26 protein-coding genes are annotated in these 26,573 nt (G+C 70.6%); 10 read left to right on the top strand and 16 right to left on the bottom strand.

Features of this window, described 5'->3' with window-relative positions; translation table 11 throughout:
* Nucleotides 1-33 precede the first annotated feature (33 nt).
* Nucleotides 34-909, top strand: a complete 876-nt coding sequence (locus tag ACFYZL_RS12545) for a winged helix-turn-helix transcriptional regulator (RefSeq protein WP_384750832.1) — start codon at nt 34-36, stop codon at nt 907-909.
* Between the two features lie 475 nt (nt 910-1,384).
* Here the strand turns inward: ACFYZL_RS12545 and ACFYZL_RS12540 are convergent, their stop codons facing one another.
* From ACFYZL_RS12540 to ACFYZL_RS12490, 11 genes are all read right to left on the bottom strand, one after another.
* Nucleotides 1,385-1,921, bottom strand: coding sequence for a TetR/AcrR family transcriptional regulator (locus tag ACFYZL_RS12540; RefSeq protein WP_388678473.1), 537 nt, complete (start codon nt 1,919-1,921; stop codon nt 1,385-1,387).
* Entirely contained in the window at nt 1,921-2,241 is a 321-nt protein-coding gene (locus tag ACFYZL_RS12535) for a DMT family transporter (protein WP_384759269.1), read from the bottom strand. Before ACFYZL_RS12535 ends, ACFYZL_RS12540 begins: the two co-directional genes overlap by 1 nt.
* 94 nt (nt 2,242-2,335) lie before the next feature.
* Nucleotides 2,336-3,643, bottom strand: coding sequence for a DUF3616 domain-containing protein (locus tag ACFYZL_RS12530; RefSeq protein WP_388678625.1), 1,308 nt, complete (start codon nt 3,641-3,643; stop codon nt 2,336-2,338).
* Nucleotides 3,644-3,863: 220 nt separating this feature from the next.
* Nucleotides 3,864-4,208: a metal-sulfur cluster assembly factor gene (locus ACFYZL_RS12525; RefSeq protein ID WP_030009139.1), complete on the bottom strand. Its 345-nt coding sequence runs from the start codon at nt 4,206-4,208 to the stop codon at nt 3,864-3,866.
* Nucleotides 4,205-4,666 (bottom strand): Fe-S cluster assembly sulfur transfer protein SufU, encoded by a 462-nt coding sequence (gene sufU, locus ACFYZL_RS12520; protein ID WP_384753259.1) that lies wholly within the window; start codon nt 4,664-4,666, stop codon nt 4,205-4,207. Before sufU ends, ACFYZL_RS12525 begins: the two co-directional genes overlap by 4 nt.
* 15 nt (nt 4,667-4,681) lie before the next feature.
* Entirely contained in the window at nt 4,682-5,938 is a 1,257-nt protein-coding gene (locus tag ACFYZL_RS12515) for a cysteine desulfurase (RefSeq protein WP_384753262.1), read from the bottom strand.
* Nucleotides 5,935-6,699, bottom strand: coding sequence for a Fe-S cluster assembly ATPase SufC (gene sufC / locus ACFYZL_RS12510; protein WP_327282841.1), 765 nt, complete (start codon nt 6,697-6,699; stop codon nt 5,935-5,937). Before sufC ends, ACFYZL_RS12515 begins: the two co-directional genes overlap by 4 nt.
* Nucleotides 6,700-6,706: 7 nt before the next feature.
* The gene (locus tag ACFYZL_RS12505) at nt 6,707-7,024 is read right to left on the bottom strand and encodes a bifunctional 3-phenylpropionate/cinnamic acid dioxygenase ferredoxin subunit (RefSeq protein WP_384592044.1); all 318 of its coding nucleotides are present in this window, start codon (nt 7,022-7,024) and stop codon (nt 6,707-6,709) included.
* A complete protein-coding gene (gene sufD / locus ACFYZL_RS12500; protein ID WP_384753265.1) occupies nt 7,024-8,202 on the bottom strand; it encodes a Fe-S cluster assembly protein SufD in 1,179 nt (392 codons plus the stop codon). The genes ACFYZL_RS12505 and sufD overlap by 1 nt, the downstream gene beginning before the upstream one ends.
* 80 nt (nt 8,203-8,282) lie before the next feature.
* Nucleotides 8,283-9,698, bottom strand: coding sequence for a Fe-S cluster assembly protein SufB (sufB, locus tag ACFYZL_RS12495; protein ID WP_384753268.1), 1,416 nt, complete (start codon nt 9,696-9,698; stop codon nt 8,283-8,285).
* The gene (locus ACFYZL_RS12490) at nt 9,695-10,456 is read right to left on the bottom strand and encodes a helix-turn-helix transcriptional regulator (protein WP_384753271.1); all 762 of its coding nucleotides are present in this window, start codon (nt 10,454-10,456) and stop codon (nt 9,695-9,697) included. The genes sufB and ACFYZL_RS12490 overlap by 4 nt, the downstream gene beginning before the upstream one ends.
* A gap of 333 nt (nt 10,457-10,789) precedes the next feature.
* Here ACFYZL_RS12490 and ACFYZL_RS12485 point away from each other — a divergent pair, with 333 nt between their 5' ends.
* The 4 genes from ACFYZL_RS12485 (at nt 10,790) to ACFYZL_RS12470 (ending at nt 14,667) form a co-directional block, all read left to right on the top strand.
* Nucleotides 10,790-11,716: an ABC transporter ATP-binding protein gene (locus ACFYZL_RS12485; RefSeq protein ID WP_384753274.1), complete on the top strand. Its 927-nt coding sequence runs from the start codon at nt 10,790-10,792 to the stop codon at nt 11,714-11,716.
* Nucleotides 11,713-12,480: an ABC transporter permease gene (locus tag ACFYZL_RS12480; protein WP_384753277.1), complete on the top strand. Its 768-nt coding sequence runs from the start codon at nt 11,713-11,715 to the stop codon at nt 12,478-12,480. The genes ACFYZL_RS12485 and ACFYZL_RS12480 overlap by 4 nt, the downstream gene beginning before the upstream one ends.
* Before the next feature lie 68 nt (nt 12,481-12,548).
* Entirely contained in the window at nt 12,549-13,673 is a 1,125-nt protein-coding gene (locus ACFYZL_RS12475; protein WP_388678464.1) for a hypothetical protein, read from the top strand.
* Between the two features lie 4 nt (nt 13,674-13,677).
* A complete protein-coding gene (locus ACFYZL_RS12470) occupies nt 13,678-14,667 on the top strand; it encodes a heme A synthase (RefSeq protein WP_384753283.1) in 990 nt (329 codons plus the stop codon).
* A 15-nt stretch (nt 14,668-14,682) separates the two neighbouring features.
* On the opposite strand, the gene ACFYZL_RS12465 is transcribed toward ACFYZL_RS12470, so the two are convergent.
* The 3 genes from ACFYZL_RS12465 to ACFYZL_RS12455 all read right to left on the bottom strand — a co-directional run bounded on the left by ACFYZL_RS12465 (nt 14,683) and on the right by ACFYZL_RS12455 (nt 17,202).
* Nucleotides 14,683-15,759, bottom strand: a complete 1,077-nt coding sequence (locus ACFYZL_RS12465; RefSeq protein WP_384753285.1) for an amidohydrolase — start codon at nt 15,757-15,759, stop codon at nt 14,683-14,685.
* Nucleotides 15,760-15,876: 117 nt separating this feature from the next.
* Nucleotides 15,877-16,236: a hypothetical protein gene (locus ACFYZL_RS12460; RefSeq protein WP_384753287.1), complete on the bottom strand. Its 360-nt coding sequence runs from the start codon at nt 16,234-16,236 to the stop codon at nt 15,877-15,879.
* Between the two features lie 24 nt (nt 16,237-16,260).
* Nucleotides 16,261-17,202 (bottom strand): heme o synthase, encoded by a 942-nt coding sequence (locus ACFYZL_RS12455; RefSeq protein ID WP_384753289.1) that lies wholly within the window; start codon nt 17,200-17,202, stop codon nt 16,261-16,263.
* 246 nt (nt 17,203-17,448) lie between these two features.
* Here ACFYZL_RS12455 and tkt point away from each other — a divergent pair, with 246 nt between their 5' ends.
* The 5 genes from tkt to pgl all read left to right on the top strand — a co-directional run bounded on the left by tkt (nt 17,449) and on the right by pgl (nt 24,244).
* Entirely contained in the window at nt 17,449-19,536 is a 2,088-nt protein-coding gene (tkt, locus tag ACFYZL_RS12450) for a transketolase (protein WP_384753292.1), read from the top strand.
* A 34-nt stretch (nt 19,537-19,570) separates the two neighbouring features.
* Entirely contained in the window at nt 19,571-20,689 is a 1,119-nt protein-coding gene (gene tal, locus ACFYZL_RS12445; protein ID WP_384753295.1) for a transaldolase, read from the top strand.
* Nucleotides 20,690-20,694: 5 nt separating this feature from the next.
* Nucleotides 20,695-22,221 (top strand): glucose-6-phosphate dehydrogenase, encoded by a 1,527-nt coding sequence (gene zwf, locus ACFYZL_RS12440; protein ID WP_384753298.1) that lies wholly within the window; start codon nt 20,695-20,697, stop codon nt 22,219-22,221.
* Entirely contained in the window at nt 22,218-23,228 is a 1,011-nt protein-coding gene (opcA, locus tag ACFYZL_RS12435) for a glucose-6-phosphate dehydrogenase assembly protein OpcA (RefSeq protein WP_384753301.1), read from the top strand. The genes zwf and opcA overlap by 4 nt, the downstream gene beginning before the upstream one ends.
* A gap of 233 nt (nt 23,229-23,461) precedes the next feature.
* Nucleotides 23,462-24,244: a 6-phosphogluconolactonase gene (pgl, locus tag ACFYZL_RS12430; protein WP_388678622.1), complete on the top strand. Its 783-nt coding sequence runs from the start codon at nt 23,462-23,464 to the stop codon at nt 24,242-24,244.
* Nucleotides 24,245-24,342: 98 nt separating this feature from the next.
* Here the strand turns inward: pgl and pgi are convergent, their stop codons facing one another.
* Both pgi and ACFYZL_RS12420 read right to left on the bottom strand, forming a co-directional pair.
* Nucleotides 24,343-25,995, bottom strand: coding sequence for a glucose-6-phosphate isomerase (gene pgi, locus ACFYZL_RS12425; protein ID WP_388678619.1), 1,653 nt, complete (start codon nt 25,993-25,995; stop codon nt 24,343-24,345).
* 152 nt (nt 25,996-26,147) lie between these two features.
* Entirely contained in the window at nt 26,148-26,483 is a 336-nt protein-coding gene (locus ACFYZL_RS12420; RefSeq protein ID WP_007263454.1) for an RNA polymerase-binding protein RbpA, read from the bottom strand.
* Nucleotides 26,484-26,573: the final 90 nt, after the last annotated feature.

The following is a 26,573-nucleotide window of genomic DNA, read 5'->3' as shown; positions in this document are numbered from 1 at the left end:
ATGACAGCCTCGGGTCAACGGAAAAGGAGTCCCATGGCCCAGCGCACGCACCTCGACGACGCCGACTGCTCGATCGCCCAGGCCCTCGACGTCGTGGGCGACTGGTGGACGCTGCTGATCGTCCGCGACACCGCGCGCGGCCTGCACCGCTTCGACGAGCTCCAGCGCGAGCTGGGCATGTCCCGCAAGGTGCTCGCCGAGCGGTTGAAGCTGCTCGTCGAGGCCGGGGTGCTGGCGCGCGAGCCGTACCAGGAGCGCCCGGTGCGGCACGAATACCGACTGACCCCGCGCGGGCGGGGGCTGCTCCCGGTCCTGGTCGCGCTCCAGGACTGGGGGGACGCATGGATCCTGGGAGAGGGAGAGATGACGGCGACGACGCAGGAGGCCTCGAAGGAGGCGGACCGGGTGCACGCGCTGCGCGGCACCCGGGTGCCGGAGCTGCTGCTGCCGGACCGTTTCGGCGAGCTGCGCGACCCGGTGGCGGACACCCCGTTCACGGTCCTGTACTGCTTCCCGGGCGCCTACGCGCGCGCCGAGTCCTACCCGCCCGGGTGGGGCGGGATCCCGGGCGCGAAGGGCTGCACGTTCGAGTCGTGCACGTACCGCGACCAGCTCGCGGAGTTCACCGCGGCCGGCGCGACCGTGCACGGGGTCTCCACGCAACGGCCGGACGAGCAGCGTGAGTTCGCTGAGCATGAGCGGCTGCGGTTCCCGCTCCTCTCGGACGCGGAACTCGGCCTGACGGCGGCGCTGAGGCTGCCGACGTTCCGGGCGGCGGGGGTGAGTCGGCTGAAGCGGTTGACGCTGGTGCTGGATCGGGAGCGGGTGGTCCGTGAGGTCCTGTACCCGATCCAGGACATCGAAGCCTCGGTCGCCACCGCCCTGACCGCGGTCCGCACGCTGCCCTGACGGACCCTGACGGCCCGACCCCGCGCCCGCGCCGCCGCGCGCCGGGGGCGGCCTGTGGGGCGGGGGCGCCTTTGGCGGGGCCGCCTTTGGCAGGGCTACGGCACGGCCGCGGCTCCGGCGCGGAGCCGGGGCCGGGCCGGGGCCGGGGCCGGAGCCGGAGCCGGAGCCGGAGCCGGAGCCGGAGCCGGAGCCGGGGCCGCTGCGCGGGGCGTGTCCCCTACCCGCCCTTCCACCGTTCCCCGGGCTCCGCCCGGACCCGGCGGGGGCTCCGCCCCCGGACCCCCGGTCCTCAAACGCCGGACGGGCTGGAGTTGCCCGGGCCCGCCCCAGACCCCGCGCCTCGAAGGCCGTCGGAGCCGGATTCGACCCGCACCTGGCGGACGGCAGCAGCCGAATCCAGCCCCGCCGGCGTTTGAGGCGCCGCCGGAGGCGACCAGCCCGTCCGGCGATCGAGGATCGGGGTCCGGGGCCACGGCTAGGGGCGGCGCAGGACCCGGCCGAGGATGTCCTGGGCGTACCGCTCGTCGTAGTCCGCGTCCGTCAGGAGGACCTGGAGGCTGATGCCGTCCATCACCGCCACCAGCGCGCGGGCCGTCACCGGATCCGTCCGCGGGGCCAGCGCCGCCACGACCGACTCGCACCACTCCGCCGCCACCGGCCGCAGCGCCGGACGCCGCAGGGCCGCCAGGTACAGCTCGTACTCCAGCTCCGCCCGACCCCGGTCCGCCGCCAGGAACTCCCCCAGCAGGCGCGCCAGCGCGCCCGCGAGGTCTTCGCCGCCGCGTACCGCGAGCGCCGGAGCCATGCCCTCGTTCGCCTGGCGCAGCGCCGCGACCAGCAGGTCGTCCAGGGTCTTGAAGTGGTACGTCGTCGAGCCGAGCGGCACGTCGGCCTCCGCGGCCACGCTGCGGTGGCTCAGCCCCGTGATGCCCTTGGCGCCCACCACCCGGATCGCCGCGTCGATGATCCGCTGCCGCCGGTCGGGGTCGTACCGCCGTACGCCCGGCGGCATCAGTGCGCCCCGCCGAGGTTCAGCAGGACCACCCCGGCGATCACCAGCACCAGGCCCGCGATCTTCGCGGCGGTGGCCGCCTCGCCCATGAACACCATGCCCATGGCCGCGATGGCGGCCGTGCCGACGCCCGCCCAGATCGCGTACGCCGTGCCCACCGACATCGACTTCAGGGTCTGAGAGAGCAGGGTGAAGGCGATCACGTAGCCGAGCAGCGTGCCCAGCGAGGGCCACAGCTTCGTGAAGCCGTCGCTGTACTTCATCGCGGTGGTTCCGGCGACCTCGGCGGTTATGGCGGCGGCAAGCAGTACGTAGGGCATACGTGCGAGTGTACGGGCGTACGCATCGTTGCGTACACCCGTACACATCGCATCACATCACGTCACAGCGCGTCACAGCACGTCACATCGCGGGTCAGTTGAGCGTGAACCAGGCCGCGCGGGACTTCTTGAACTCCGGGTGCGTGAGGTCCTTGGCCTCGATGCCGTCCCCGTACAGGTCGGCGGAACCGTTGTCCGTGATCAGCTGCACCCGCGCGCCCGCCACCGACAGGTCGGGCACGTCCACGATGGCCTCCCAGCCGCCCGGGTCGGTGGTCGGCAGGTCGGCCCGCTTGACGGGGGCGTGGCCCGCGACGCCGTCCCACTGGTAGAGGGCGTAGGGGTCGGAGTTGTCGTCCGCGGCCCAGGAGCCCGCCAGGATCAGGTACTGGTCGGCCGCGTTCTTGCGGATGTCGCGGACGGACAGTCCGCCCAGGTCCAGCTCGATCGGCGATCCGAAGGCCGCCTTGGCCCCGGTCGCCAGGACCTGGTCGAAGTTGGTGACCGGCACGATCAGGGCCTTGCCGCCGAGCACGGCCGGGGCCAGCGGGGCGCGGAAGCCCACGTAGGCCGTGGTGGTCGAGCCGGGGGCGAACTCCAGGCCCTCCACGTTGAAGCCGTCGATCTGCTTCGGCGCCTGACCGGTCGCCGTGCCGGCCGCGAAGCCGTACCGGTTGCCGTTCGCCACGTCCCAGGCCACCAGGTCGTCGCGGAGCTTCTTGTACGAGCGCCCGTAGGCGAGCTGCGTGCCCGAACCCGAGCCGCTCACCGTGGTGGTGAACACCGTGTTGCGGGGGGCCTTGTACTCGCCGTCCTTGTTGTTGCCGAGCGAGCCCGTCCAGTAGATGGTGTTGCCGATCCGGGTGGCGCCCTCGATGTCCACCTCCTTGGTGACACCGAGCTGGGAGCTGAAGTCCCAGGTGCGCACGGGGGCGGCCGAGCTCGAACGGTCGTACAGGCGCAGCACGTTCGACTCGTCGTCCGCGACGATCGTGTAGCCGCCGCCGACGTCCACGGCGGCCGAGGAGTCCGAGGCACCGCTGAAGTAGCGGGCGTCGGCCGGGTTCTGGACGGCGGCGGAGGCCGCGTACGAGAGGGTCTTGGTGGCGGTCTTGCCGCCGAGCCCGGTGACCTTGATCGTCAGGGTGGTGTAGCCGCGACCGTGGGCGGTGACGGCCAGTCGGCGCACGGCACCGGCGCCGGTGACCGTGACGTCGCCGGCGCCGGCGACGGAGGCCTTGGTGGAGGCGGACGCGCTGACGGTCAGGGCGGAGACGTCGGCGCCGCTCTGCCCGACGGTCACGTTGACGGTCTGGTCCCCCACCCCGCCCACCGATCCCGACAGGTAGCCGGCGGACAGCGAGATGGTCGGGGTCCCGTAGGTGACCGCGTGCGCGGGCATGACGGTGGCGGCGACGATCAGTGCGGCGATTCCCGCGGTACCCGCGATACCGAGCTGCTTCTTCAAGGTGGCGTCCTCTCCCTCACGGCGTCACTCCGTGACGACCATCGAGAAGATTCAGCCGGCGTGGCCAACGCTCGGTGCACGTCACTTGTCGGTCCGGAGAACAGCGAGGGCCCCCGGCACGACCGTGCCGGGGGCCCTCGGAGCAGGCGCTGGATCAGACGTTGAAGCCGAGCGCGCGGAGCTGCTCACGACCGTCGTCCGTGATCTTGTCCGGGCCCCACGGCGGCATCCAGACCCAGTTGATCCGGAGTTCGCTGACGATGCCGTCCGTCGCCGACTTCGCCTGGTCCTCGATGACGTCCGTCAGCGGGCAGGCCGCCGAGGTCAGGGTCATGTCGAGGGTGGCGATGTTCGCGTCGTCGATGTGGATGCCGTAGATCAGGCCCAGGTTGACGACGTCGATGCCCAGCTCGGGGTCGACCACGTCGTAGAGGGCCTCGCGGACCTCTTCCTCGGTGGCCGGCTTGATCGACGCCTCGGGCGTCGCGTTCTCGGTCATGCCGTCTTCCTCTCCGCGTCGCCCAGAGCCTGGGCCGTCGCGTCCTTCCACGCCATCCAACTCAGCAGAGCACACTTCACGCGCGCCGGGTACTTGGAGACGCCGACGAACGCGACAGCGTCCTCCAGCACCTCCTCCATGGCCTCGTCGGGCTCGATCTTGCCCTTGGACTGCATCATCTCCAGGAACACGGCCTGGATCTTCCGCGCCTCGGCCAGTTCCTTGCCGACCAGCAGCTCGTTGAGCACGGACGCGCTGGCCTGGCTGATGGAGCAGCCGTTGCCCTCGTACGAGACGTCGGTCAGCGTCTCGCCGTCGTACTTCACGCGAAGCGTGATCTCGTCGCCGCACGTCGGGTTGACGTGGTGCACCTCGGCGTCACCGTCGCGCAGGCCACGCCCGTGCGGGTGCTTGTAGTGGTCCAGGATCAGTTCCTGGTACATCGAATCCAGCTTCACAGCGTCCTCGTCCTGTCAGCCGAAGAAGTTCCGTACGTGCTCCAGCCCGTCGATCAGCGCGTCGACATCGGCGGGAGAGGAGTACAGGTAGAAAGACGCTCGCGTGGTCGCCGGAATTCCGTACCGCAGGCAGACCGGGCGGGCGCAGTGGTGTCCCACGCGGACCGCGATGCCCTGCTCGTCGAGCACCTGGCCCACGTCGTGCGGGTGGATGTCGCCCAGCACGAAGGAGATCGCGGCGCCACGGTCCTCGGCCGTGGTGGGGCCGATGATCCGCAGGTCGGGCACCTCGGCGAGCCGCTTGATCGCGTACTCGGTGATCGCGTGCTCGTGAGCGGCGATCTTGTCCATGCCGATCGCGGTCAGGTAGTCCACGGCCGCGCCGAGGCCTACGGCCTGGGCGATCGGGGGCGTACCCGCCTCGAACTTGTGGGGCGCCGGCGCGTACGTCGAGGCGTGCATCGACACGGTCTCGATCATCTCGCCGCCACCGAGGAACGGGGGCAGGTCCTCCAGGAGCTCCTGGCGGCCCCACAGGACGCCGATGCCGGTCGGGCCGCACATCTTGTGGCCGGTGAAGGCCACGAAGTCGGCGCCGAGCGCCTGTACGTCCAGCGGCATGTGCGGAGCGGCCTGCGAGGCGTCGATCAGCACCAGCGCGCCGACGTCCTGCGCGCGCCGGACGATCGCCTCGACCGGGTTGACCGTGCCCATGATGTTGGAGACCAGCGTGAAGGAGACGATCTTCGTCTTCTCCGTGATGACCTCTTCGATGTTGGACAGGTCGAGCCGGCCGTCGTCCGTGAGGCCGAACCACTTCAGCTTCGCGCCGGTGCGCTGCGCCAGCAGCTGCCACGGGACGATGTTGGAGTGGTGCTCCATCTCGGTGATGGCGATCTCGGTGTCGCGGTCGACCCGGTAGGGCTCGTCGGCCCAGCCGAGCATGTTCGCGACCAGGTTGAGCGACTCCGAGGCGTTCTTCGTGAAGATCACCTCGTCGCGGCTCGGCGCGTTGATGAAGGCGGCGACCTTGTCGCGGGCGCCCTCGTACAGTGCCGTGGCCTCCTCGGCGAGCACGTGCACGCCGCGGTGGACGTTGGCGTTGTGCCGTTCGTAGTAGGCGTTCAGCGCGTCGAGTACCTGGCGCGGCTTCTGCGAGGTCGCAGCGTTGTCCAGGTAAACGATCTTCTTCCCGTCGTGGACCACACGATCCAGCAGGGGGAAGTCCTTGCGGATCGCCTCGATGTCGAGGAGGCCGGGCAGCTGTGTCACGCGGTCGCGCCACCCTTCACGTACTTGTCGTAACCCTCGGCCTCCAGCTGGTCCGCGAGCTCGGCGCCACCGGACTCGGCGATGCGACCGTTCGCGAACACGTGCACGAAGTCGGGCTTGATGTAGCGCAGGATGCGCGTGTAGTGGGTGATCAGCAGGGTGCCGACCTCACCGGACTCGCGGACGCGGTTGACGCCCTCGGAGACGATGCGCAGGGCGTCGACGTCGAGGCCGGAGTCGGTCTCGTCGAGGATCGCGATCTTCGGCTTGAGGAGCTCGAGCTGGAGGATCTCGTGGCGCTTCTTCTCACCGCCGGAGAAGCCCTCGTTGACGTTGCGCTCGGCGAAGGCCGGGTCCATCTGGAGCTGCTCCATCGCGGACTTGACCTCCTTCACCCAGGTGCGCAGCTTGGGGGCCTCGCCGCGGATGGCGGTGGCGGAGGTGCGCAGGAAGTTGGAGACCGAGACGCCGGGGACCTCGACCGGGTACTGCATGGCGAGGAAGACGCCGGCGCGGGCGCGCTCGTCGACGGACATCTCCAGGACGTCTTCGCCGTCGAGGGTCACGGTGCCACCGGTGATGGTGTACTTCGGGTGACCGGCGAGCGAGTACGCGAGGGTGGACTTGCCGGAGCCGTTGGGACCCATGATGGCGTGCGTCTCACCCTGCTTGACGGTGAGGTCGACGCCCTTGAGGATCTCGCGGGCGCCGTTCTCGGCCTCGACGGAGACGTGCAGGTCGTGGATTTCAAGCGTTGCCATGGATACCTCAGGACTCCTGGGTGAGGGAGACGAGCACGTCGTCCCCTTCGATCTTTACGGGGTATACGGGTACGGGGCGCGTCGCGGGCAGACCGGAGGGCTTGCCGGTGCGCAGGTCGAAGGCCGACCCGTGCAGCCAGCACTCGATCATGCAGTCCTCGACCTCGCCCTCCGAGAGGGAGACGTTCGCGTGCGAGCAGATGTCGTTGATCGCGAACACCTCCCCGTCGGTGGAGACGATGGACACCGGCGTGCCGTCGAGTTCCACCCGCTTGGGGGTGTTCTCTTCCAGCTCGCTCAGCGTGCAGGCCTTGAGGTAGGTCATCAGACGGCCGCCGCCAGCTCGGCCTCGATCTTCGCGATCAGGCGCTCCTCGATGTCCGGGACACCGATCTGCTGGACGAGCTCGGCGAAGAAGCCGCGCACGACCAGGCGGCGGGCCTCGTCGGCCGGGATGCCGCGGGCCTGCAGGTAGAAGAGCTGCTCGTCGTCGAAGCGGCCGGTGGCGGAGGCGTGGCCGGCGCCGACGATCTCGCCGGTCTCGATCTCCAGGTTCGGCACCGAGTCGACCCGGGCGCCGTCCGTGAGGACGAGGTTGCGGTTCATCTCGTAGGTGTCGGTGCCCTCGGCGGTCTTCTCGATGAGCACGTCACCGATCCAGACGGCGTGGGCGTCCTGGCCCTGGAGCGCGCCCTTGTAGACCACGTTGGACTTGCAGTGCGGGGCGTCGTGCGTGACCAGGAGACGGTGCTCCTGGTGCTGGCCGGCGTCCGTGAAGTAGAGACCGAGCATCTCGGCCTCGCCGCCGGGGCCCGCGTAGCTGACGCGCGGGTGCAGGCGCACCAGGTCGCCGCCGAAGGTGACGACCACGGACTTGAAGCTCGCGTCGCGGCCGACGAGGGCGTTGTGCTGCGAGGTGTGGACGGCGGTGTCGTCCCAGTCCTGGACGGACACGAAGGTCACCTTGGCGCCGTCGCCGACGAGGATGTCGACGTTGGCGGCGCGCACGCCGTCACCGGTGTGGTCGATCACGATGATCGCCTCGGCGAACGGCTTGATGTCGAAGACGGTGTGACCGAAGGTCGTGCCGCCCTCGCCGTGCAGCGCGACCCGGATGGGCTCGGCCAGCACGGTCTCCTTGGGCACGGTGACGACCGTGGCCTTGGCGAACGAGGAGAAGGCCTGGGCGGAGACGCGGTCGACGGGGGTGCCGGCCTTGCCGATCCGCTCGTCGTCACGCTCGACGGACTCGACGGTCACGCCGTCGGGCGCCTCGATCTGGGCCTTCATGGTGCCGTTGGCGACCGCGGTGCCGTCGTGCAGACCCTTGAGGCGGGCCAGCGGGGTGAACCGCCACTCCTCCTCGCGGCCGTGCGGTACCGGGAAGTCGGCCACGTCGAAGGACGGGGGCGCGCTCATCCGGGTGGCGACGGTGGACTCGGCGGCCACCGCGATCGCGCCGGCGGTGGTGGAGCCCGCCGGAATGTTCTGAGCCTCAGCCATGGCTGTCGTCTTGCTCGCTCTCTTAAATGAACACAGTCTTCGTCAAAAGAATGTGCTGCGGGTGGGACGGGCGGTCGGGACTAGCCGACCGAACCCTCCATCTGCAGCTCGATCAGCCGGTTCAGCTCCAGCGCGTACTCCATGGGCAGCTCCTTCGCGATCGGCTCGACGAAGCCGCGCACGATCATGGCCATGGCCTCGAACTCGGTGAGTCCGCGCTGCATCAGGTAGAAGAGCTGGTCGTCGGAGACCTTGGAGACGGTGGCCTCGTGACCCATCGTGACGTCGTCCTCGCGGACGTCCACGTACGGGTAGGTGTCCGAGCGGGAGATCGTGTCGACCAGGAGCGCGTCGCACAGCACGTTGGACTTGGAGCCCGGAGCGCCCTCGCCGATCTCGACGAGACCGCGGTAGGAGGTGCGGCCGCCGCCTCGCGCCACCGACTTGGAGACGATGTTCGAGGAGGTGTTCGGCGCCATGTGGACCATCTTGGAGCCGGCGTCCTGGTGCTGGCCCTCGCCCGCGAAGGCGATGGAGAGGGTCTCGCCCTTGGCGTGCTCGCCCATCAGGTAGACGGCCGGGTACTTCATGGTGACCTTGGAACCGATGTTGCCGTCGATCCACTCCATGGTCGCGCCCTCGTACGCCACGGCGCGCTTGGTGACCAGGTTGTAGACGTTGTTCGACCAGTTCTGGATCGTCGTGTAGCGGCAGCGGCCGCCCTTCTTCACGATGATCTCGACCACGGCGCTGTGCAGCGAGTCCGAGGAGTAGATCGGGGCGGTGCAGCCCTCGACGTAGTGGACGTAGGCGTCCTCGTCGACGATGATCAGCGTCCGCTCGAACTGGCCCATGTTCTCCGTGTTGATGCGGAAGTAGGCCTGGAGCGGGATGTCCACGTGGACACCCTTGGGGACGTAGATGAACGAGCCGCCCGACCACACCGCGGTGTTCAGCGAGGCGAACTTGTTGTCACCGACGGGGATGACCGTGCCGAAGTACTCCTGGAAGAGCTCCGGGTGCTCCTTGAGCGCGGTGTCCGTGTCGAGGAAGATGACGCCCTGCTCCTCCAGGTCCTCGCGGATCTGGTGGTAGACGACCTCGGACTCGTACTGGGCGGCGACACCGGCGACGAGGCGCTGCTTCTCCGCCTCCGGGATGCCGAGCTTGTCGTACGTGTTCTTGATGTCCTCGGGCAGGTCCTCCCAGGAAGCGGCCTGCTTCTCGGTGGAGCGCACGAAGTACTTGATGTTGTCGAAGTCGATGCCGGAGAGGTCCGAGCCCCAGTTCGGCATGGGCTTCTTGTCGAACAGCTTCAGGCCCTTGAGGCGGAGGTTGAGCATCCACTCCGGCTCGGACTTCTTCGCCGAGATGTCGCGGACGACGTCCTCGGACAGACCCCGCTTGGCAGCGGCACCGGCCGCGTCGGAGTCGGCCCAGCCGTATTCGTAGGTGCCCAGGCCATCGAGCTCAGGGTGAGCAGTCTCCGTGGTCATGCGGGGTTCCTCCCGGCCGTACTTGCAGATACTGATGTGTCGGTCTGTGTGGTGCTCGCGCTACGCGGAATGAACGTCGTGCACACTCCGTCGCCGTGGGCGATCGTGGCGAGACGCTGCACATGGGTCCCGAGCAGGCGGGAGAAGACCTCTGTCTCCGCCTCGCAGAGCTGCGGGAACTGCTCGGCGACGTGTGCGACCGGGCAGTGGTGCTGGCAGAGCTGTTCACCGCTGTGCGGACCGGGAGCGCTCTTCGCCGTAGCAGCGTACCCGTCCGCGGTCAACGCCTTGGCCAGGGCCTCCGTGCGGCCCGCCGGAGCGGCCGCGTCGACGGCTTCCCGGTAGCTCCGCGCCTGCGCCTCCATCCGGGACCGGGCGAAGGCGGCGACGGCCGCCTCGCCCTGCTCGCCGCCACCGACGGACTGCGCGATCCAGCGCAGGGCGTCCGCGGCGAGCGTGTCGTAGGACTGGTCGAAGGCGTCCCGGCCGCAGTCGGTGAGCGCGAACACCTTGGCGGGCCGACCCCGGGTGCGCGTGCCGTACACACGCTGCTCACGGGGTTCGACCACGTCGTCGGCGACGAGCGTGTCCAGGTGGCGGCGGACGGCGGCCTGGGTGAGGCCGAGGCGCTGGGCGAGGTCGGCGACGGTGGACGGACCGTGGTCCAGGATCGAGCGCGCCACTCGGTTGCGGGTTGACCGCTCCCCGGTGGCGAGCTCCCCCTGGGGGGTCTCGATCTGCCGTTCGCCGTATTTCACAACGCCATTGTTGCGTAATTAACCGAGCCCCGACAAGCCGTGACGGACGCCACTCCTGGTGTCATCCATCACTAAGGGTTACCTAATTAATCGACGCAGAGTTATTCGGAGGCAAAGATTCCACCTTCTTCGCGGGCCCCTCCCGTGAACCGGTGGACGGCCCCGACCAGCAGTCCTCCGCCCACGATGCTTCCCGACACCGTGAACATGAGGTTGCGGAGGAGATCACGGAGAGACGCCGATCCGTCCGGGATGGCGAGACCGAAAAGGGCCCGTGTTCGCTGCGCCCCCGGGGCCGAGGGCCCCTTCCCCGGCTCCGTAGACTCATTGCCCATGAGCAACGACCCCGCCGTGGAAATCCGCGGACTGGTGAAGCGGTACGGCCCCAAAACAGCGGTGGACGGACTGGACCTCACCGTCCGCAGGGGATCCGTCACCGCGGTCCTCGGTCCCAACGGCGCGGGCAAGACGACCACGGTGGAGACCTGCGAGGGCTACCGCCGTCCCGACGCCGGCACCGTCCGCGTCCTCGGCCTCGACCCGGTCGCCCAGGCCGGCGCGCTGCGGACCCGGATCGGCGTGATGCTGCAGTCCGGGGGCGTCTACTCCGGGGCCCGCGCCGTCGAGATGCTGCGCCACATGGCCAAGCTGTACGCGGACCCGCTCGACGTGGACCCCCTGGTGGAGCGCCTCGGCCTCGGCGGCTGCGGCCGTACCCCCTACCGCCGGCTCTCCGGCGGCCAGCAGCAGCGCCTGGCACTGGCCATGGCCGTGGTCGGCCGCCCCGAGCTGGTCTTCCTGGACGAGCCCACCGCCGGCCTGGACCCGCAGGCCCGCCGCGCGACCTGGGAGCTCGTACGGGAACTGCGCGCCGACGGGGTCACCGTCGTGCTCACCACCCACCACATGGACGAGGCCGAGCAGCTCTCGGACGAGGTCGCCATCGTCGACGCGGGCCGGGTCATCGCCCACGGCAGCCCCGAGCAGCTGTGCCGGGGCGGCGCCGAGAACACCCTGCGCTTCACCGGCCGCCCCTCCCTCGACCTCGCCTCGCTGCTGAAGGCACTGCCCGACGGCACCCAGGCCGCCGAGCTCCTTCCCGGCTCCTACCGGGTCACCGGTGACGTCGACCCGCAGCTGCTGGCCACCGTCGCCTCCTGGTGCGCGCAGCACGGCGTGATGCCGAACAGCCTCACCGTGGAGCGGCACACCCTCGAAGACGTCTTCTTGGAACTGACCGGTAAGGAGCTGCGCGCATGAGCGCCGGTACGTTCACCCCCAACCCGGGAGCGGCCCCGGTGGCCCGCATGGTCCTCGCGCAGACCGCGCTGGAGACCCGGATGCTGCTGCGCAACGGGGAACAGCTGCTGCTCACCGTGATCATCCCGGCGCTGCTGCTGACCCTCTTCTCGGCCGTCGACATCATCGACACCGGTGCGGGGAAGTCCGTGGACTTCCTGGCCCCCGGCGTCCTGGCCCTCGCCGTGATGTCGACCGCCTTCACCGGCCAGGCCATCGCCACCGGCTTCGACCGGCGCTACGGGGTCCTCAAGCGGCTCGGGGCCTCGCCGCTGCCGCGCTGGGCGCTGATGGCGGCCAAGACCCTGTCGGTGCTGGTCACCGAGGTGCTCCAGATCGCGCTGCTGACGGTGATCGCCTTCGTGCTGGGCTGGTCCCCGCAGGGCGACCCGCTGTCGGTCGCCGCGCTGGTCCTGCTCGGCACCGCCGCCTTCTCGGGGCTGGGGCTGCTGATGGCGGGCACCCTCAAGGCGGAGATCACCCTGGCCGCCGCCAATCTGGTGTTCCTGCTGCTGCTGATCGGCGGCGGAGTGATCGTGCCGCTGGAGAAGTTCCCGGGAGCCGTCCGGTCCGTACTGGGCCTGCTGCCCATCTCGGCCCTGTCCGACGGTCTGCGCGAGGTGCTCCAGCACGGGGCGGCGCTGCCGTGGGGCGACGCGGCCGTGCTCGCGGCCTGGGCCGTACTCGGCCTGGGCGCCGCCGCGCGGCTCTTCCGCTGGGAATGAAACCGCTCCCCTCCCGACGGAAAAGCCGCGAGGATGGACGCCTCCACACATGAAGCCGGGGGGCGGACATGGTGCAGCGGGAGGCCGTACTTCGGCTGGACGAGCAGTGGGCACGGGTGCGCTCGGGGGCGGCGCACGCGGAGCCCGACGATCGCGAGCGGCTGCTCGACGAGCTGATCGGGGCCCTGCGCCCGCTCACCGACGACCCGCAGTGCACCGCTCTGCTGGGGCTGCGGCTGGCCGACCGGGCCGCCCTGCGGTTCGCCGAGGGGGACCGCGCGGGTGCCCTCGCCACGATCGAGGAGGGGCTGCGGAGCTCCGAGCGCGCCGCGCCGTACTCCCCCGACTTCGCCCGCTGGTACGCGCGCGGGCTGATCAACCACGGGGTGTGGCTCGCCTGGCCGCTGAGCGACGGGGCCCGGCTGCCGAGGCACCCGCTGGGGCCGGCCGCCTCCGAGGGTCCGAGCGCCATGGAACGGGCCGCCGGCGAGCGGGCCCGTGACCTGACCCGCACCGCCGTCGAGGTGTGGTCGGGCCTGGACCAGCGCGATCCGGTCAACCGCCGGGGGCTCGCCCAGGCGAAGGTGTTCCTCGGCGACCGCCTCGCGGAGCTGGGTCTGGCCGAGGAGGCGGTGGCCTGGGCGGTGGATGCCGAGGGGGACTTCCGGCAGCTGCTGCTCGCGGACAACGGCCCGGAGGAGTCCGAGGAGGCCGAGGAGGCCCTCGACCACATCGGCCGCCAGCTGGAGCTGCGCCTGCGCTTCCTGGCCTTCGCCTCGCTGGTGCGGCTGCGCACGGAGGGGCTGCTGCCGGAGCGACTGCTGCCGCAGGCCGTGGTGGCCGCCCGGATCCAGGGGGTGGCGGAGGAGGAGATCGCGGCCGGGCTGGGGCTGGGTGCCGAGCAGGTGGCCACGATGCTGGAGGTCACGCCCTGGCTCGCGGTGTGGCGCGTGGAGGTGCGCGGCGCCGATGGGCTGTGGAACGTACTGGGGCACCCGTGGCGCGGTTCCACGGAGGTCAGGAACCGGACGGCCCAGGAGGTGGCGTCGGACGTGGTGCACGCCTTCACGGCCTCGACGGACTGCCCGGGCGACGGCGGCCACTGGCGCATTCGCCTGTGGTGGCACGAGGAGGGGGACCCCGCGGGGGCCCGGTTCCGGTTGCTCGTGGGCCCCGACACCACCCCCTCGTGAAAGTTTGCACAAGTCGGCCCATACGATAGGGGCCGTGTTGAACCCATTCGCATACATCGCAGGCCGCTGGACGCCGTCACCTCGGACCGTCCGGCGCGCCGCGTCCGCCGCGCTCGTCATGAGCGTGCTCATCGTCGTCACCGGCGGCGCGGTGCGGCTGACCGGTTCCGGTCTCGGCTGCGACACCTGGCCCAAGTGCACCGACGACAGTCTGGTCGTGACGCAGGCCCAGGGCTTCCACGGCGCCATCGAGTTCGGCAACCGGATGCTGACGTACGTGCTCTGCTCGGCCGTCGGCTGGTTCATCCTCGCCTCCCGGGCGGCCAAGCCCTGGCGGCACTCGCTGACCAAGCTCGGCTGGGTCCAGTTCGCCCTCGTGATGGGCAACGCGGTCCTCGGCGGGATCACCGTGCTGACCGGGCTGAACCCGTACAGCGTCGCCGGACACTTCCTGCTCGCCACCAGCCTGATCGCCGTCACCACCGTCTCCTGGCAGCGCACCCGTGAGGGCGACGGCCTCCCCCGGCCGCGCGTGCCCGGCCCGGTGCGCAAGCTGTCGTGGGCGCTGATCGCCGCCACCCTCGTGCTGATCGCGGCGGGCACGGTCGTCACCGGATCCGGACCGCACGCCGGCGACAAGAGCGAGATCAAGCGGATGCCGTTCGACTGGGAGACCACCGCGCACGTGCACGGCATCTCGGCGTGGCTCGTGTGCGCGCTCGCCGTGGCGATGTGGCTGGCGCTGCGCGTCGTGGACGCCCCCGCCGACACCCGTGCCCGCGCCCGCGACCTGCTGCTCGTACTGCTCGCGCAGGGCGGGATCGGCTACGTCCAGTACGCCACCCATGTGCCCGAGGTCCTGGTCGCTTTCCACATGCTCGGCTCCTGCCTGGTGTGGATCGCGGTGCTCAGGGTCGCGCTGAGCCTGCGCGAGCGGACCGTGGAGCAGGCGGAGATCCCCGCCCAGGGCGACCCGCAGCTCTCGGCGGTCTGATCCGAAAGGGGCGGCCTAGCCCCGTTCGTCCAGCCGGTACACGCGGCGGGCATTGCCCGCCGCGACCATGGCGGCCACCCGCTCGGCGTCCCGCCAGGACCAGGACCCGTCCGCGACCCGGCCGCCCAGCACCCGGCCCAGCGCGTCCCGGAAGACCAGGGCGCCGACCGCGTGCAGTTCGGGGAGCCGGCCCGCTCCGCTGGAGTACATCAGCTTCCCGAACGGCGCGAGCTCCAGCAGCTCCGCCAGTACCGTCGCGGCCCCGGCGCCGGTCCGCCCGAGGGCCGGGCCGGTGTCCGCGTAGACGTGCGGGAAGGCCGCGGCCAGCCGCGCCGCGTGCCGGTGGTGCGGGTACTCCCCCAGCAGCACGAGCCGCGCCCCCAGGCCCTCGGTGGCCCGTGCGAAGCCGGTCAGCGCGGCTTCGTCCCCCGCTCCCGTACGCAGTTGGAGCGGCAGCCCGGAGGAGACCGCGCTCCACAGCAGGTGTCGCAGCAGCACGGGGTCCTTTACCGCTCCGCCCTTCGCGCGTGCCTCCAGCCAGCGCCCGGCCGCCCCGCGCACCTCGCCGGGACCGGGCGGGTCGGCGGTGAGGCCGGGACCCGCGGCGCAGGTGAAGGCGGCGGCCCCGGCGGCCGCGTGGTGGACGGCACCGGCGAGGTTGGCGAGGAACCCGGCCACCGTCCCGGATGTGTCGGCGGCCTGCTCGGCCAGTAACTCCAGCCGGACCGCCTCGAAGGCCTCCGCGTCCCCGGCGAGCGCCAGTTCCTTGGGTCCGGTGAGGTCCCCGGGCTCCCCGGTGTCGACCAGGTACGCGGTGACCCCGGAGCCCCTCAGCAGCCGGCGCGCCGACTCGGCCACGCCGAGTTCGCGGCGCCGGGCCAGGTAGCGGGCGGGAGCGGCGTGCGGTTCCAGGCCGAGCAGCGGCGGGCACCAGCGGCGCACGGCGAAGCCGGTCTGGGTGTCGAAGAAGGTGGTGCCCGCGGCGGGCGGACCCGCCGCGGGGAGCAGTTGGGCCTCGAAGGTGCCCAGGCCCAGCTCCGTACGGAGTACTCCGTGGCAGTACTGGTCCACCAGGGGCGGCGTTTCGATCATCCGGGCATCCCGTTGCGGACGTGAGGAAGGGGCTTCCACACGTCCTAACGGGTGAGCGGGGTGTGAGGTGTTCCTCGCGCTGTTGACCGAGACGGCACCGGATCGGCGGGAGCCGGCTCAGGCGGCCGGGTTGGCCGCTCCGCCGATCTGGATGCCGGCCATCCGCGTCCACTCGTACGGGCCGGTCTTCACGCGCGCGGCGAACTCGCCGTCGAACTCCTCGTGGAGGGTCAGACCGGCCTTCTCCGCGGCCAGCCGGGCCACGGCGAAGGTCGGGGCGACCAGGTCGCCCCAGCCGCCGTCGGTGCCCACGAGCACGATGCGGGTGCCGGCCTGGCCGATGTGGGCCAGCTGGCCCTCGGCGCCGCCGTGCTCCTTGGCGAAGGCGGCGATCTGCTTGGCCAGCCTGGCCGCCTTGCGGTCCTGCTTCTTGTCCGCGGCGCCTGCGGCGTCCGCGATGTCTGCGGTGTCTCCCATGAGGGGCATGCTACCGGCGAGTAATCAGCGGAGGAAGGGATCCACGGCCACCGCGACGAACAGCAGCGACACGTAGGTGATGGACCAGTGGAACAGGCGCATCTCCTTGAGCTTCGCGCCCGTCACGCCCGCCTTGGCCCGCGCGTGCAGCGCGTGCGCCTCCCACAGCCACCAGCCGCCCGCGAGCAGCGCGACCGAGGTGTAGAACCAGCCCGTGTAACCCAGAGGGGTCAGCAGCAGCGAGACGGCCACCATCACCCAGCTGTAGAGCACGATCTGCCGCGCCACGACCTTGTTCCCGGCCACCACCGGCAGCATCGGCACGCCGACACGCGCGTAGTCGTCCTTCACCTTCATCGACAGCGGCCAGTAGTGCGGCGGCGTCCAGAAGAAGATGACGAGGAAGAGGATGACCGCGGCCCAGGAGACCTCGTTCTTGACGGCCGACCAGCCGATCAGCACGGGCATGCAGCCCGCGATGCCGCCCCAGACGATGTTCTGGGCGGTGCGCCGCTTCAGCAGCATCGTGTAGATGACCACGTAGAAGAGGAGCGCGCCGAGCGCGAGCGCCGCCGACAGCCAGTTGATCAGCAGGCCGAAGAACAGGGTGGAGACCACGCCGAGGGTGATGCCGAAGGCCAGGCACTCCCTCGGGCTGACCATGCCGGTCACGAGCGGACGCTGCGAGGTCCGGTCCATCAGCGCGTCGATGTCTCGATCGATGTACATGTTCAGCGCGTTGGCCCCGCCCGCGGACAGGTAGCCGCCGAAGCAGGTCGCGAGAACCAGCCACAGCGAGGGCACGCCCTGCTCCGCCAGGAACATCACCGGCACTGTGGTGATCAGCAGAAGTTCGATGATCCGAGGCTTGGTCAAAGCCACGAACGCCATGGCCCGGGCCCCGAACGGCCGGTGACCGGGGCTCGTCCCGAGCACCCCCGCTGGACGGGATTCGACGGCCGTCACACGCACCCCTGTGAGAGAAATCAGCAAGCACCGTAAGGGCCTGCACGTACCACGCCACTCTAGACGTTGGTCTTACGTCGCCCTGCGCGGGGGTCGCGTCGTGTTGGCCCGAACGGAGGTGAACGACAGGTGACGGAGTGTGGGCACTCGAATAGCTGCACGCCGTTGCGGGGGTAGGCTCGGAATCGCGCCGGTGCACCGTTCGTCACCGGGATTCAGACATGTGGAGAGGAGCCCTGACTCACGGTGAGCACCAAGCCGACGACCACAGAGCTCGAATGGACCGAACTGGACCAGCGGGCCGTCGACACCGCCCGCGTTCTGGCCGCTGACGCGGTCCAGAAGGTCGGGAACGGGCACCCGGGCACGGCCATGAGCCTGGCCCCCGCCGCGTACACCCTCTTCCAGAAGGTCATGCGGCACGACCCGGCCGACCCCGAGTGGGTGGGCCGCGACCGTTTCGTGCTCTCCGCGGGGCACTCGTCCCTCACCCTCTACACCCAGCTGTACCTCGGCGGGTTCGGGCTCGAACTGGACGACCTCAAGGCGTTCCGCACCTGGGGCTCCAAGACCCCCGGGCACCCGGAGTACGGCCACACGGCCGGCGTCGAGACCACCACCGGCCCCCTCGGCCAGGGCATCGCCAACGCGGTGGGCATGGCCATGGCCTCCCGCTACGAGCGCGGTCTGTTCGACCCGCAGGCCGCCGCGGGCACCTCCCCGTTCGACCACATGGTCTACGCGATCGCGGGTGACGGCTGCCTCCAGGAGGGCATCTCCCACGAGGCGTCCGCCCTCGCCGGCCACCAGAAGCTCGGCAACCTGGTGCTCCTGTGGGACGACAACCACATCTCCATCGAGGGTGACACGGAGACCGCCGTCTCCGAGGACACCATGAAGCGCTACGAGGCGTACGGCTGGCACGTCCAGCGCGTCGAGCAGCAGGCCAACGGCGACCTCGACCCGAAGGCCCTGTACGCCGCCCTCCAGGCCGCCAAGGCCGAGACCGGCCGCCCCTCCTTCATCGCGGCCCGCTCGATCATCGCCTGGCCCGCCCCGCACGCCCAGAACACCGAGGCCGCGCACGGCTCGGCCCTCGGCGACGACGAGGTGGCCGCCACCAAGCGCGTCCTCGGCTTCGACCCGGAGCAGACCTTCGAGGTCTCCGACGAGGTCATCGCGCACACCCGCGCCCTCGGGGACCGTGGCCGCGAGGCCCGCGCCGAGTGGGAGAAGGAGTTCTCCGCCTGGCGCACCGCCCACCCGGAGCGCGCCGCCGAGTTCGACCGCATCAACGCCAACGAGCTGCCCGCGGGCTGGGAGGACAAGCTCCCCGCCTTCGAGGCGGGCAAGGGCCTCGCGACCCGCGCCGCCTCCGGCAAGGTGCTCGAGGCGCTCGGCGCGGTCATCCCGGAGCTGTGGGGCGGCTCGGCCGACCTGGCCGGCTCCAACAACACCACCATCGACAAGAACTCCTCGTTCCTGCCGGTGGGCAACCCGCTGCCGGAGGCCGACCCGTACGGCCGCACCATCCACTTCGGCATCCGCGAGCACGCCATGGCCGCGGCCATGAACGGCATCGCCCTGCACGGCCACACCCGCATCTACGGCGGCACCTTCCTGGTGTTCTCCGACTACATGCGCAACGCCGTCCGCCTGTCCGCGCTGATGCACCTGCCGGTGACCTACGTGTGGACGCACGACTCCATCGGCCTCGGCGAGGACGGCCCGACCCACCAGCCGGTCGAGCACCTGGCCTCGCTGCGCGCCATCCCGGGCCTGAACGTCGTCCGCCCGGCCGACGCGAACGAGACCGCCGTCGCCTGGCGCGAGATCCTGAAGCGCCACACCAAGGTGTTCGGCAAGGGCGCCCCGCACGGCCTGGCGCTGACCCGCCAGGGCGTGCCGACGTACGAGCGCAACGAGGACGCCGCCAAGGGCGGGTACGTGCTCTTCGAGGCGGACGGCGGCGACGCCCAGGTCGTCCTCATCGGCACCGGCTCCGAGGTGCACCTGGCCGTCGAGGCCCGCGAGCAGCTCCAGGCCGAGGGCATCCCGACCCGGGTCGTCTCCATGCCGTCCGTCGAGTGGTTCGAGGAGCAGGACCAGGACTACAAGGACAGCGTCCTGCCGGCCTCCGTCAAGGCGCGGGTCGCGGTCGAGGCGGGCATCGGCCTGACCTGGCACCGTTACGTCGGTGACGCCGGCCGGATCGTCTCGCTGGAGCACTTCGGTGCCTCGGCGGACGCGAAGGTGCTGTTCCGCGAGTTCGGCTTCACCGCCGAGGCAGTGACCGCCGCCGCCAAGGACTCGATCGCCGCCGCCGCGCGCTGACGCCCGTACAACACCAGTAGGAGATGCAATTCCCATGACAGACGCACTCAAGCGCCTCTCCGACGAGGGCGTGGCGATCTGGCTGGACGACCTGTCCCGCAAGCGCATCACGTCCGGCAACCTGGCGGAGCTCATCGACCAGTCGCACGTGGTCGGTGTCACCACCAACCCGGCGATCTTCCAGAAGGCGATCAGCGGCGGCGAGGGCTACGAGCAGCAGCTCACCGACCTCGCCACCCGCAAGGTCACCGTCGACGAGGCCCTGCGCATGATCACCACGGCGGACGTCCGCGACGCCGCCGACATCCTGCGCCCGGTCTACGACCGCACCGACGGCCAGGACGGCCGCGTGTCGATCGAGGTCGACCCCCGTCTGGCCCACCGGACGGCGGCGACGATCGCCGAGGCCAAGCAGCTCGCCTGGCTGGTGGACCGCCCGAACACGCTCATCAAGATCCCGGCGACCAAGGCCGGCCTGCCGGCGATCACGGAGGTCATCGGCAAGGGCATCAGCGTCAACGTCACGCTGATCTTCTCGCTGGAGCGCTACCGCGAGGTCATGGACGCGTACCTGGCGGGTCTGGAGAAGGCCAAGGCCGCGGGCCTGGACCTCTCTCTGATCCACTCGGTCGCCTCCTTCTTCGTGTCCCGCGTGGACACCGAGATCGACAAGCGCCTGGACGCCATCGGCACCGACGAGGCCAAGGCCCTCAAGGGCAAGGCGGCCCTCGCCAACGCCCGTCTGGCCTACCAGGCCTACGAGGAGGTCTTCGCCTCTGACCGTTGGACCGCCCTGGAGAAGCACGGCGCCAACAAGCAGCGGGCGCTGTGGGCCTCGACCGGCGTCAAGGACCCGGCGTACAAGGACACCCTGTACGTGGCCGACCTGGTCGCCCCGAACACGGTGAACACCATGCCGGAGGCCACGCTGGAGGCCACCGCCGACCACGGCGAGATCACCGGTGACACCGTCCGCGGCACCTACGAGCAGGCCCGCGCCGAGCTCGACGCGGTCGCGAAGCTGGGCATCTCGTACGACGATGTCGTTCAGCTGCTGGAAGACGAGGGCGTCGAGAAGTTCGAGGCGTCCTGGAACGACCTGCTGAAGTCGACCGAGGCGGAGCTCGAGCGCCTCGCCCCCACGGAGGCCTGAACACCTTGTCTGTAAACGGAGCGAACCCGCTTCGTGACGCACAGGACCGGCGGCTCCCGCGCATCGCGGGGCCGTCCGGCCTGGTCATTTTCGGCGTTACGGGTGACCTGTCGCGCAAGAAGCTGATGCCTGCCGTCTACGACCTCGCCAACCGCGGCCTGCTCCCGCCGGGCTTCTCGCTGATCGGCTTCGCCCGCCGCGAGTGGGAGCACGAGGACTTCGCACAGGAGGTGTACGAGGCCGTCAAGCAGCACGCGCGCACCCCCTTCCGGGAGGAGGTCTGGCAGCAGCTGGTGCAGGGCTGCCGGTTCGTGCAGGGCGACTTCGACGACGACGCGGCCTTCGAGACGCTGAAGGCGACGATCGACGACCTCGACAAGGCGCAGGGCACGGGCGGCAACTTCGCCTTCTACCTGTCCGTGCCGCCGAAGTTCTTCCCCAAGGTGGTCCAGCAGCTCAAGAACCACGGGCTGGCCCAGAAGGAGGGATCGTGGCGGCGCGCCGTCATCGAGAAGCCCTTCGGTCACGACCTGAAGAGCGCCGAGGAACTCAACAAGGTCGTCCACGAGGTCTTCCCGCGTGACGAGGTCTTCCGGATCGACCACTACCTCGGCAAGGAGACCGTCCAGAACATCCTGGCGCTCCGCTTCGCCAACACCATGTTCGAGCCGATCTGGAACCGGTCGTACGTCGACCACGTCCAGATCACGATGGCCGAGGACATCGGCATCGGCGGCCGGGCCGGCTACTACGACGGCATCGGCGCGGCCCGTGACGTCATCCAGAACCACCTGCTCCAGCTGCTCGCGCTGACCGCGATGGAGGAGCCCGGCTCCTTCCACCCCAAGGCGCTGGTGGCGGAGAAGCTCAAGGTGCTGACGGCGGTGCAGCTGCCGGAGGACCTGGGCAAGCACACCGTGCGCGGCCAGTACGCGGCCGGGTGGCAGGGCGGCGAGAAGGTCGTCGGGTACCTCGAAGAGGACGGCATCGACCCCAAGTCGAAGACCGACACCTACGCGGCCATCCGCCTGGAGATCAACAACCGCCGCTGGGCGGGCGTCCCCTTCTACCTGCGGACGGGCAAGCGCCTGGGCCGCCGGGTGACGGAGATCGCGGTGGTCTTCAAGCGGGCCCCGTACCTCCCGTTCGAGTCGGGCGCGACCGAGGAGCTGGGGCAGAACGCCCTGGTCATCCGGGTCCAGCCGGACGAGGGCATCACGGTCCGCTTCGGCTCCAAGGTCCCGGGCACCTCCATGGAGGTCCGCGACGTGACGATGGACTTCGCCTACGGCGAGTCCTTCACGGAGTCGAGCCCCGAGGCCTACGAGCGGCTCATCCTCGACGTGCTGCTGGGCGACGCGAACCTCTTCCCGCGCCACCAGGAGGTCGAACTGTCCTGGAACATCCTCGACCCGATCGAGGAGTACTGGGACAAGCACGGCAAGCCCGCGCAGTACCCGGCGGGCACCTGGGGGCCGGTCGAGGCGGACGAGATGCTCGCACGAGACGGACGGAGCTGGCGCCGGCCATGAAGATCGACCTCACGGAGACCAACTCCAGCAAGATCAACGCCGCGTTGGTGCAGGCACGCCGGGACATCGGCACGCCGGCCATCGGCATGGTCCTCACGCTGGTGATCGTGACCGACGAGGAGAACGCGTACGACGCTCTCAAGTCGGCGAACGACGCGTCCCACGAACACCCCTCGCGGATCGTCGTCGTCATCAAGCGGGTCAGCCGCTCGCCGCGCAGCCGCCAGGGTGCCCGTCTCGACGCGGAGATCCGCGTCGGGACGGACTCCGGCTCCGGCGAAACGGTCGTGCTCCGCCTTCACGGCGAACTGGTCGACCACGCCCAGTCGGTGGTTCTCCCGTTGCTCCTCCCGGACGCCCCCGTGGTCGTCTGGTGGCCGGAAGGTGCCCCGGCGGACCTTGCGGGCGACCCGCTGGGTGCGCTCGGACAGCGCCGGATCACGGACACGTACTCCTCCGAGAACCCGATCGGGGCACTCGGCGTCCGCGCCGAGGCGTACGCCCCCGGGGACACGGACCTGTCGTGGACGCGGATCACCCCGTGGCGCTCGATGCTGGCGGCCGCGCTGGACCAGCAGGCCCTGGAGGTCGCCTCCGCGACCGTCGAGGGCGAGGGCGAGAACCCGAGCTGCGAACTGCTGGCCATGTGGCTGGCGGACCGGCTCCAGGTCCCGGTCAAGCGGACGCCGTCCGCGGGCCCGGGTCTGACGGCCGTACGCCTGGAGACCAAGGACGGCGCGATCGTCCTGGACCGGGCGGACGGGGCGCTGGCCACGCTGTGCATGCCGGGGCAGCCGGACCGTGCGGTGGCGCTGAAGCGCCGCGACACGGCCGAGCTCCTGGCGGAGGAACTCCGCCGCCTGGACCCGGACAACACGTACGAGGCCTCGCTGAAGTTCGGCGTCGACCGACTGAACCCGGCCGAGGTCAAGGCCGAACCCGAGGCCAAGGCCGAGCCCGCGAAGCCGGCGGCGCCCAAGCCGGCGAAGAAGACCGCGGCCAAGTAGCGGTCCCTGCGGGGCTTTCCCCACCCCGCCCCTTCCCGAAACCGGGGGCTCCGCCCCCGGACCCCCGCGCCTCAAACGCCGGCGAGGCTGGATGCTCAGCCCGTCCGGCGTTTGAGGACCGGGGTCCGGGGCGGAGCCCCCGGGAAACGGAGAAAGGGCGGGGCGGGGAGCAGCTCCGCGCAGCGGCACCCACGCGCACCCGGCACTACCAACGAAGGAAGCCGCACATGGGTATGACGACTCCCCAGGTCGTCGTCCACCGGGACAAGGAGCTGATGGCCCAGGCCGCAGCCGCCCGGCTCATCACCAAGATCGTCGACGCGCAGGCCGCCCGCGGCACCGCGTCCGTCGTCCTCACCGGCGGCCGCAACGGCAACGGCCTCCTCGCCGCCCTGGCGACGGCCCCCGCGCGGGACGCCGTCGACTGGTCCCGCCTCGACCTGTGGTGGGGCGACGAGCGGTACGTCCCCGCCGACGACCCCGAGCGCAACCACACGCAGGCCCGCGAGGCCCTCCTGGACTCCGTCCCCGTCGACCCGGCCCGCGTGCACGTCATGCCGGCGTCCGACGGTCCGTACGGGCCCGACGTGGACGCGGCGGCCGCCGCGTACGCCGTCGAGCTCGCGAAGGCCGCCGGTCCCGAGGACCACGGCCCGGTCCCCCGCTTCGACGTGCTGATGCTCGGCGTCGGCCCGGACACGCACGTGGCCTCCCTCTTCCCGGAGCACCCGGCCGCCCGCGAGACCGAGCGCACGGTGGTCGGCGTCCACGGCGCCCCGAAGCCCCCGCCCACCCGCATCTCCCTGACGCTCCCGGCGATCCGGGCGGCCCGCGAGGTCTGGCTGCTGGCGGCCGGCGAGGACAAGGCCGGCGCGGTGTCCATCGCGCTGGGCGGCGCCGGCGATGTCCAGGCCCCGGCGGCGGCCGCCTGCGGCCTCTTCCGCACCCTGTGGCTCCTCGACCGCGCGGCCGCGGCGAAGCTCCCGAGCGGGATGTACCCCCCGGCCTCGTCCTGACGCCGAAGCCGGACCGCGATACGGAAGGGCCCGCTCTCCCCCGGGAGAGCGGGCCCTTCCGCGTCCGGCGTCACCACCCGGTCGGCCGACCGATCGGGTCAGCTCCTGCCGCGGAGCCCTCGGTACGCGGCGACCAGGGCCGTCGTCGAGGCGTCCAGCCCGGGCACGTCCGCGCCCTGGCTCAGCGCGGGTTCGACCCGCTTGGCGAGGACCTTGCCGAGCTCCACGCCCCACTGGTCGAACGAGTCGATGTTCCACACCGCGCCCTGCACGAACACCTTGTGCTCGTACAGCGCGATCAGCTGGCCGAGGACCGCCGGGGTGAGCTCGCCCGCCAGGATGGTGGTCGTCGGGTGGTTGCCCTTGAAGGTCTTGTGCGGGACCAGCGCGTCCGGGACGCCCTCCGCCCGTACCTCCTCGGGCGTCTTGCCGAAGGCCAACGCCTGCGTCTGCGCGAAGAAGTTCGCCATCAGCAGGTCGTGCTGGGCCGCCGGCCCGGCCTCCAGGTCGGCCACGGGCCGGGCGAAGCCGATGAAGTCCGCCGGGATCAGCCGGGTGCCCTGGTGGATCAACTGGTAGTAGGCGTGCTGACCGTTGGTGCCGGGCGTGCCCCAGACCACCGGTCCGGTCTGCCAGTCCACCGGATTGCCGTCACGGTCCACGGACTTGCCGTTGGACTCCATGTCGAGCTGCTGCAGGTACGCGGTGAACCGGGAGAGGTAGTGGCTGTACGGGAGCACCGCGTGCGACTGAGCCTCGAAGAAGGCCCCGTACCAGATCCCCAACAGGCCCAGCAGCAGCGGGGCGTTCTCCTCGGGCGGCGCCGTGCGGAAGTGCTCGTCCATGGCGTGGAAGCCGCCGAGCAGTTCCCGGAAGGCGTCCGGGCCGATCGCGATCATGAGCGAGAGCCCGATGGCCGAGTCGAAGGAGTAGCGTCCGCCGACCCAGTCCCAGAACTCGAACATGTTGGCCGGGTCGATGCCGAATTCCTCGACCTTCTCGGCGTTGGTCGACAGCGCCACGAAGTGCCGTGCCACGGCCGCCTGGTCGCCGCCGAGTCCGGCCAGCAGCCATGCGCGGGCCGAGGTGGCGTTGGTGATGGTCTCGACGGTGGTGAAGGTCTTGGAGGCGATGATGAACAGCGTCTCGGCCGGGTCCAGGTCGCGCACGGCCTCGTGCAGGTCGGCGCCGTCCACGTTGGAGACGAAACGCACCGTCAGGCCGCGGTCGGTGAAGGCCCGCAGGGCCTCGTACGCCATCGCCGGACCGAGGTCGGAGCCGCCGATGCCGACGTTGACGACGTTGCGGATGCGCTTGCCGGTGAAGCCGGTCCACCGACCCGAGCGGATCTCCTCGGAGAAGGCCGCCATCTTGTCCAGGACGGCGTGCACGCCGGGGACGACGTTCTCGCCGTCCACTTCGACGACGGCGTCGCGCGGGGCGCGCAGGGCGGTGTGCAGGACCGCCCGGTCCTCGGTCGTGTTGATCTTCTCGCCGCGGAACATGGCCTCGCGCAGCTCGGCCACGCCCGTCACCGCCGCGAGTTCGCGCAGCAGCCCGAGCGTCTCGTCGGTCACGAGGTGCTTCGAGTAGTCGATGTACAGGTCTCCGACCTGCAACGTGTAGGCGGTGCCGCGGCCCGGATCCTCCTCGAACAGCTCCCGCAGATGCGTCTGTCCGAACTCCAGCCGGTGTTTGCCGAGTGCCATCCACTCATGCGTCCGGTTCAGCTTCGTACGCTCCGCATTCATCTCGGACATCAACCCGTTTCTTCCGTCCTGTCGTGCCCCGCCCGACTACAACCTAAGGGATCCGAAGCGGCTCAACCGACACAAAGAGGCCCGGTCGCGCAGGAGGAAGATTCCTGCGCGACCGGGCCTCGAGTCATGCCGTCCGCTTGCTTTCAGATCTCGCCGCGGAGCTTGGCGAGCGCCTCCGCGAGGATCGCCTCGCCGTCGGCGTCCGTACGGCGCTCCCGTACGTAGGCGAGGTGCGTCTTGTACGGTTCGGTGCGCGGCGGCGCCGGCGGGTTGTCGCGGTCCTGACCGGCCGGGAACCCGCAGCGCGGGCAGTCCCAGGTGTCCGGCACCTGCGCGTCACTGGCGAAGCTCGGCTGCGTCTCGTGCCCGTTCGAGCACCAGAAGGAGATGCGCAGGCGGGGCGCGGACTCGCCGCGCTCGGCCTCACCCATCGGCCCCGCTCCGACCCGGCTACCACGGATCGCGTTGCCACTTGCCACGGTCGTAACTCCCTGCGTGATGGTGCCGCGGAGTGAGGGGATTTCCGCCGCGGGCGCCCAAGTCTACGTAAGGCCCAACGCACGTCCAGT

It is taken from the genome of Streptomyces sp. NPDC001717, assembly GCF_042892775.1.
GTDB lineage: Bacteria > Actinomycetota > Actinomycetes > Streptomycetales > Streptomycetaceae > Streptomyces.
This window is presented reverse-complemented; position numbering and strand designations above follow the sequence as displayed.

What these genes read in the sequence shown, in the direction of transcription:
- ACFYZL_RS12545 (WP_384750832.1), top strand. Translation starts at nt 34, where the DNA reads ATGGCCCAGCGCACGCACCTCGACGACGCCGACTGCTCGATCGCCCAG.
- ACFYZL_RS12540 (WP_388678473.1), bottom strand. Translation starts at nt 1,921, where the DNA reads ATGCCGCCGGGCGTACGGCGGTACGACCCCGACCGGCGGCAGCGGATC.
- ACFYZL_RS12535 (WP_384759269.1), bottom strand. Translation starts at nt 2,241, where the DNA reads ATGCCCTACGTACTGCTTGCCGCCGCCATAACCGCCGAGGTCGCCGGA.
- ACFYZL_RS12530 (WP_388678625.1), bottom strand. Translation starts at nt 3,643, where the DNA reads ATGCCCGCGCACGCGGTCACCTACGGGACCCCGACCATCTCGCTGTCC.
- ACFYZL_RS12525 (WP_030009139.1), bottom strand. Translation starts at nt 4,208, where the DNA reads ATGACCGAGAACGCGACGCCCGAGGCGTCGATCAAGCCGGCCACCGAG.
- sufC (WP_327282841.1), bottom strand. Translation starts at nt 6,699, where the DNA reads ATGGCAACGCTTGAAATCCACGACCTGCACGTCTCCGTCGAGGCCGAG.
- ACFYZL_RS12505 (WP_384592044.1), bottom strand. Translation starts at nt 7,024, where the DNA reads ATGACCTACCTCAAGGCCTGCACGCTGAGCGAGCTGGAAGAGAACACC.
- sufD (WP_384753265.1), bottom strand. Translation starts at nt 8,202, where the DNA reads ATGGCTGAGGCTCAGAACATTCCGGCGGGCTCCACCACCGCCGGCGCG.
- sufB (WP_384753268.1), bottom strand. Translation starts at nt 9,698, where the DNA reads ATGACCACGGAGACTGCTCACCCTGAGCTCGATGGCCTGGGCACCTAC.
- ACFYZL_RS12485 (WP_384753274.1), top strand. Translation starts at nt 10,790, where the DNA reads ATGAGCAACGACCCCGCCGTGGAAATCCGCGGACTGGTGAAGCGGTAC.
- ACFYZL_RS12480 (WP_384753277.1), top strand. Translation starts at nt 11,713, where the DNA reads ATGAGCGCCGGTACGTTCACCCCCAACCCGGGAGCGGCCCCGGTGGCC.
- ACFYZL_RS12475 (WP_388678464.1), top strand. Translation starts at nt 12,549, where the DNA reads ATGGTGCAGCGGGAGGCCGTACTTCGGCTGGACGAGCAGTGGGCACGG.
- ACFYZL_RS12465 (WP_384753285.1), bottom strand. Translation starts at nt 15,759, where the DNA reads ATGATCGAAACGCCGCCCCTGGTGGACCAGTACTGCCACGGAGTACTC.
- ACFYZL_RS12460 (WP_384753287.1), bottom strand. Translation starts at nt 16,236, where the DNA reads ATGGGAGACACCGCAGACATCGCGGACGCCGCAGGCGCCGCGGACAAG.
- tal (WP_384753295.1), top strand. Translation starts at nt 19,571, where the DNA reads ATGACAGACGCACTCAAGCGCCTCTCCGACGAGGGCGTGGCGATCTGG.
- opcA (WP_384753301.1), top strand. Translation starts at nt 22,218, where the DNA reads ATGAAGATCGACCTCACGGAGACCAACTCCAGCAAGATCAACGCCGCG.
- pgl (WP_388678622.1), top strand. Translation starts at nt 23,462, where the DNA reads ATGACGACTCCCCAGGTCGTCGTCCACCGGGACAAGGAGCTGATGGCC.
- pgi (WP_388678619.1), bottom strand. Translation starts at nt 25,995, where the DNA reads ATGAATGCGGAGCGTACGAAGCTGAACCGGACGCATGAGTGGATGGCA.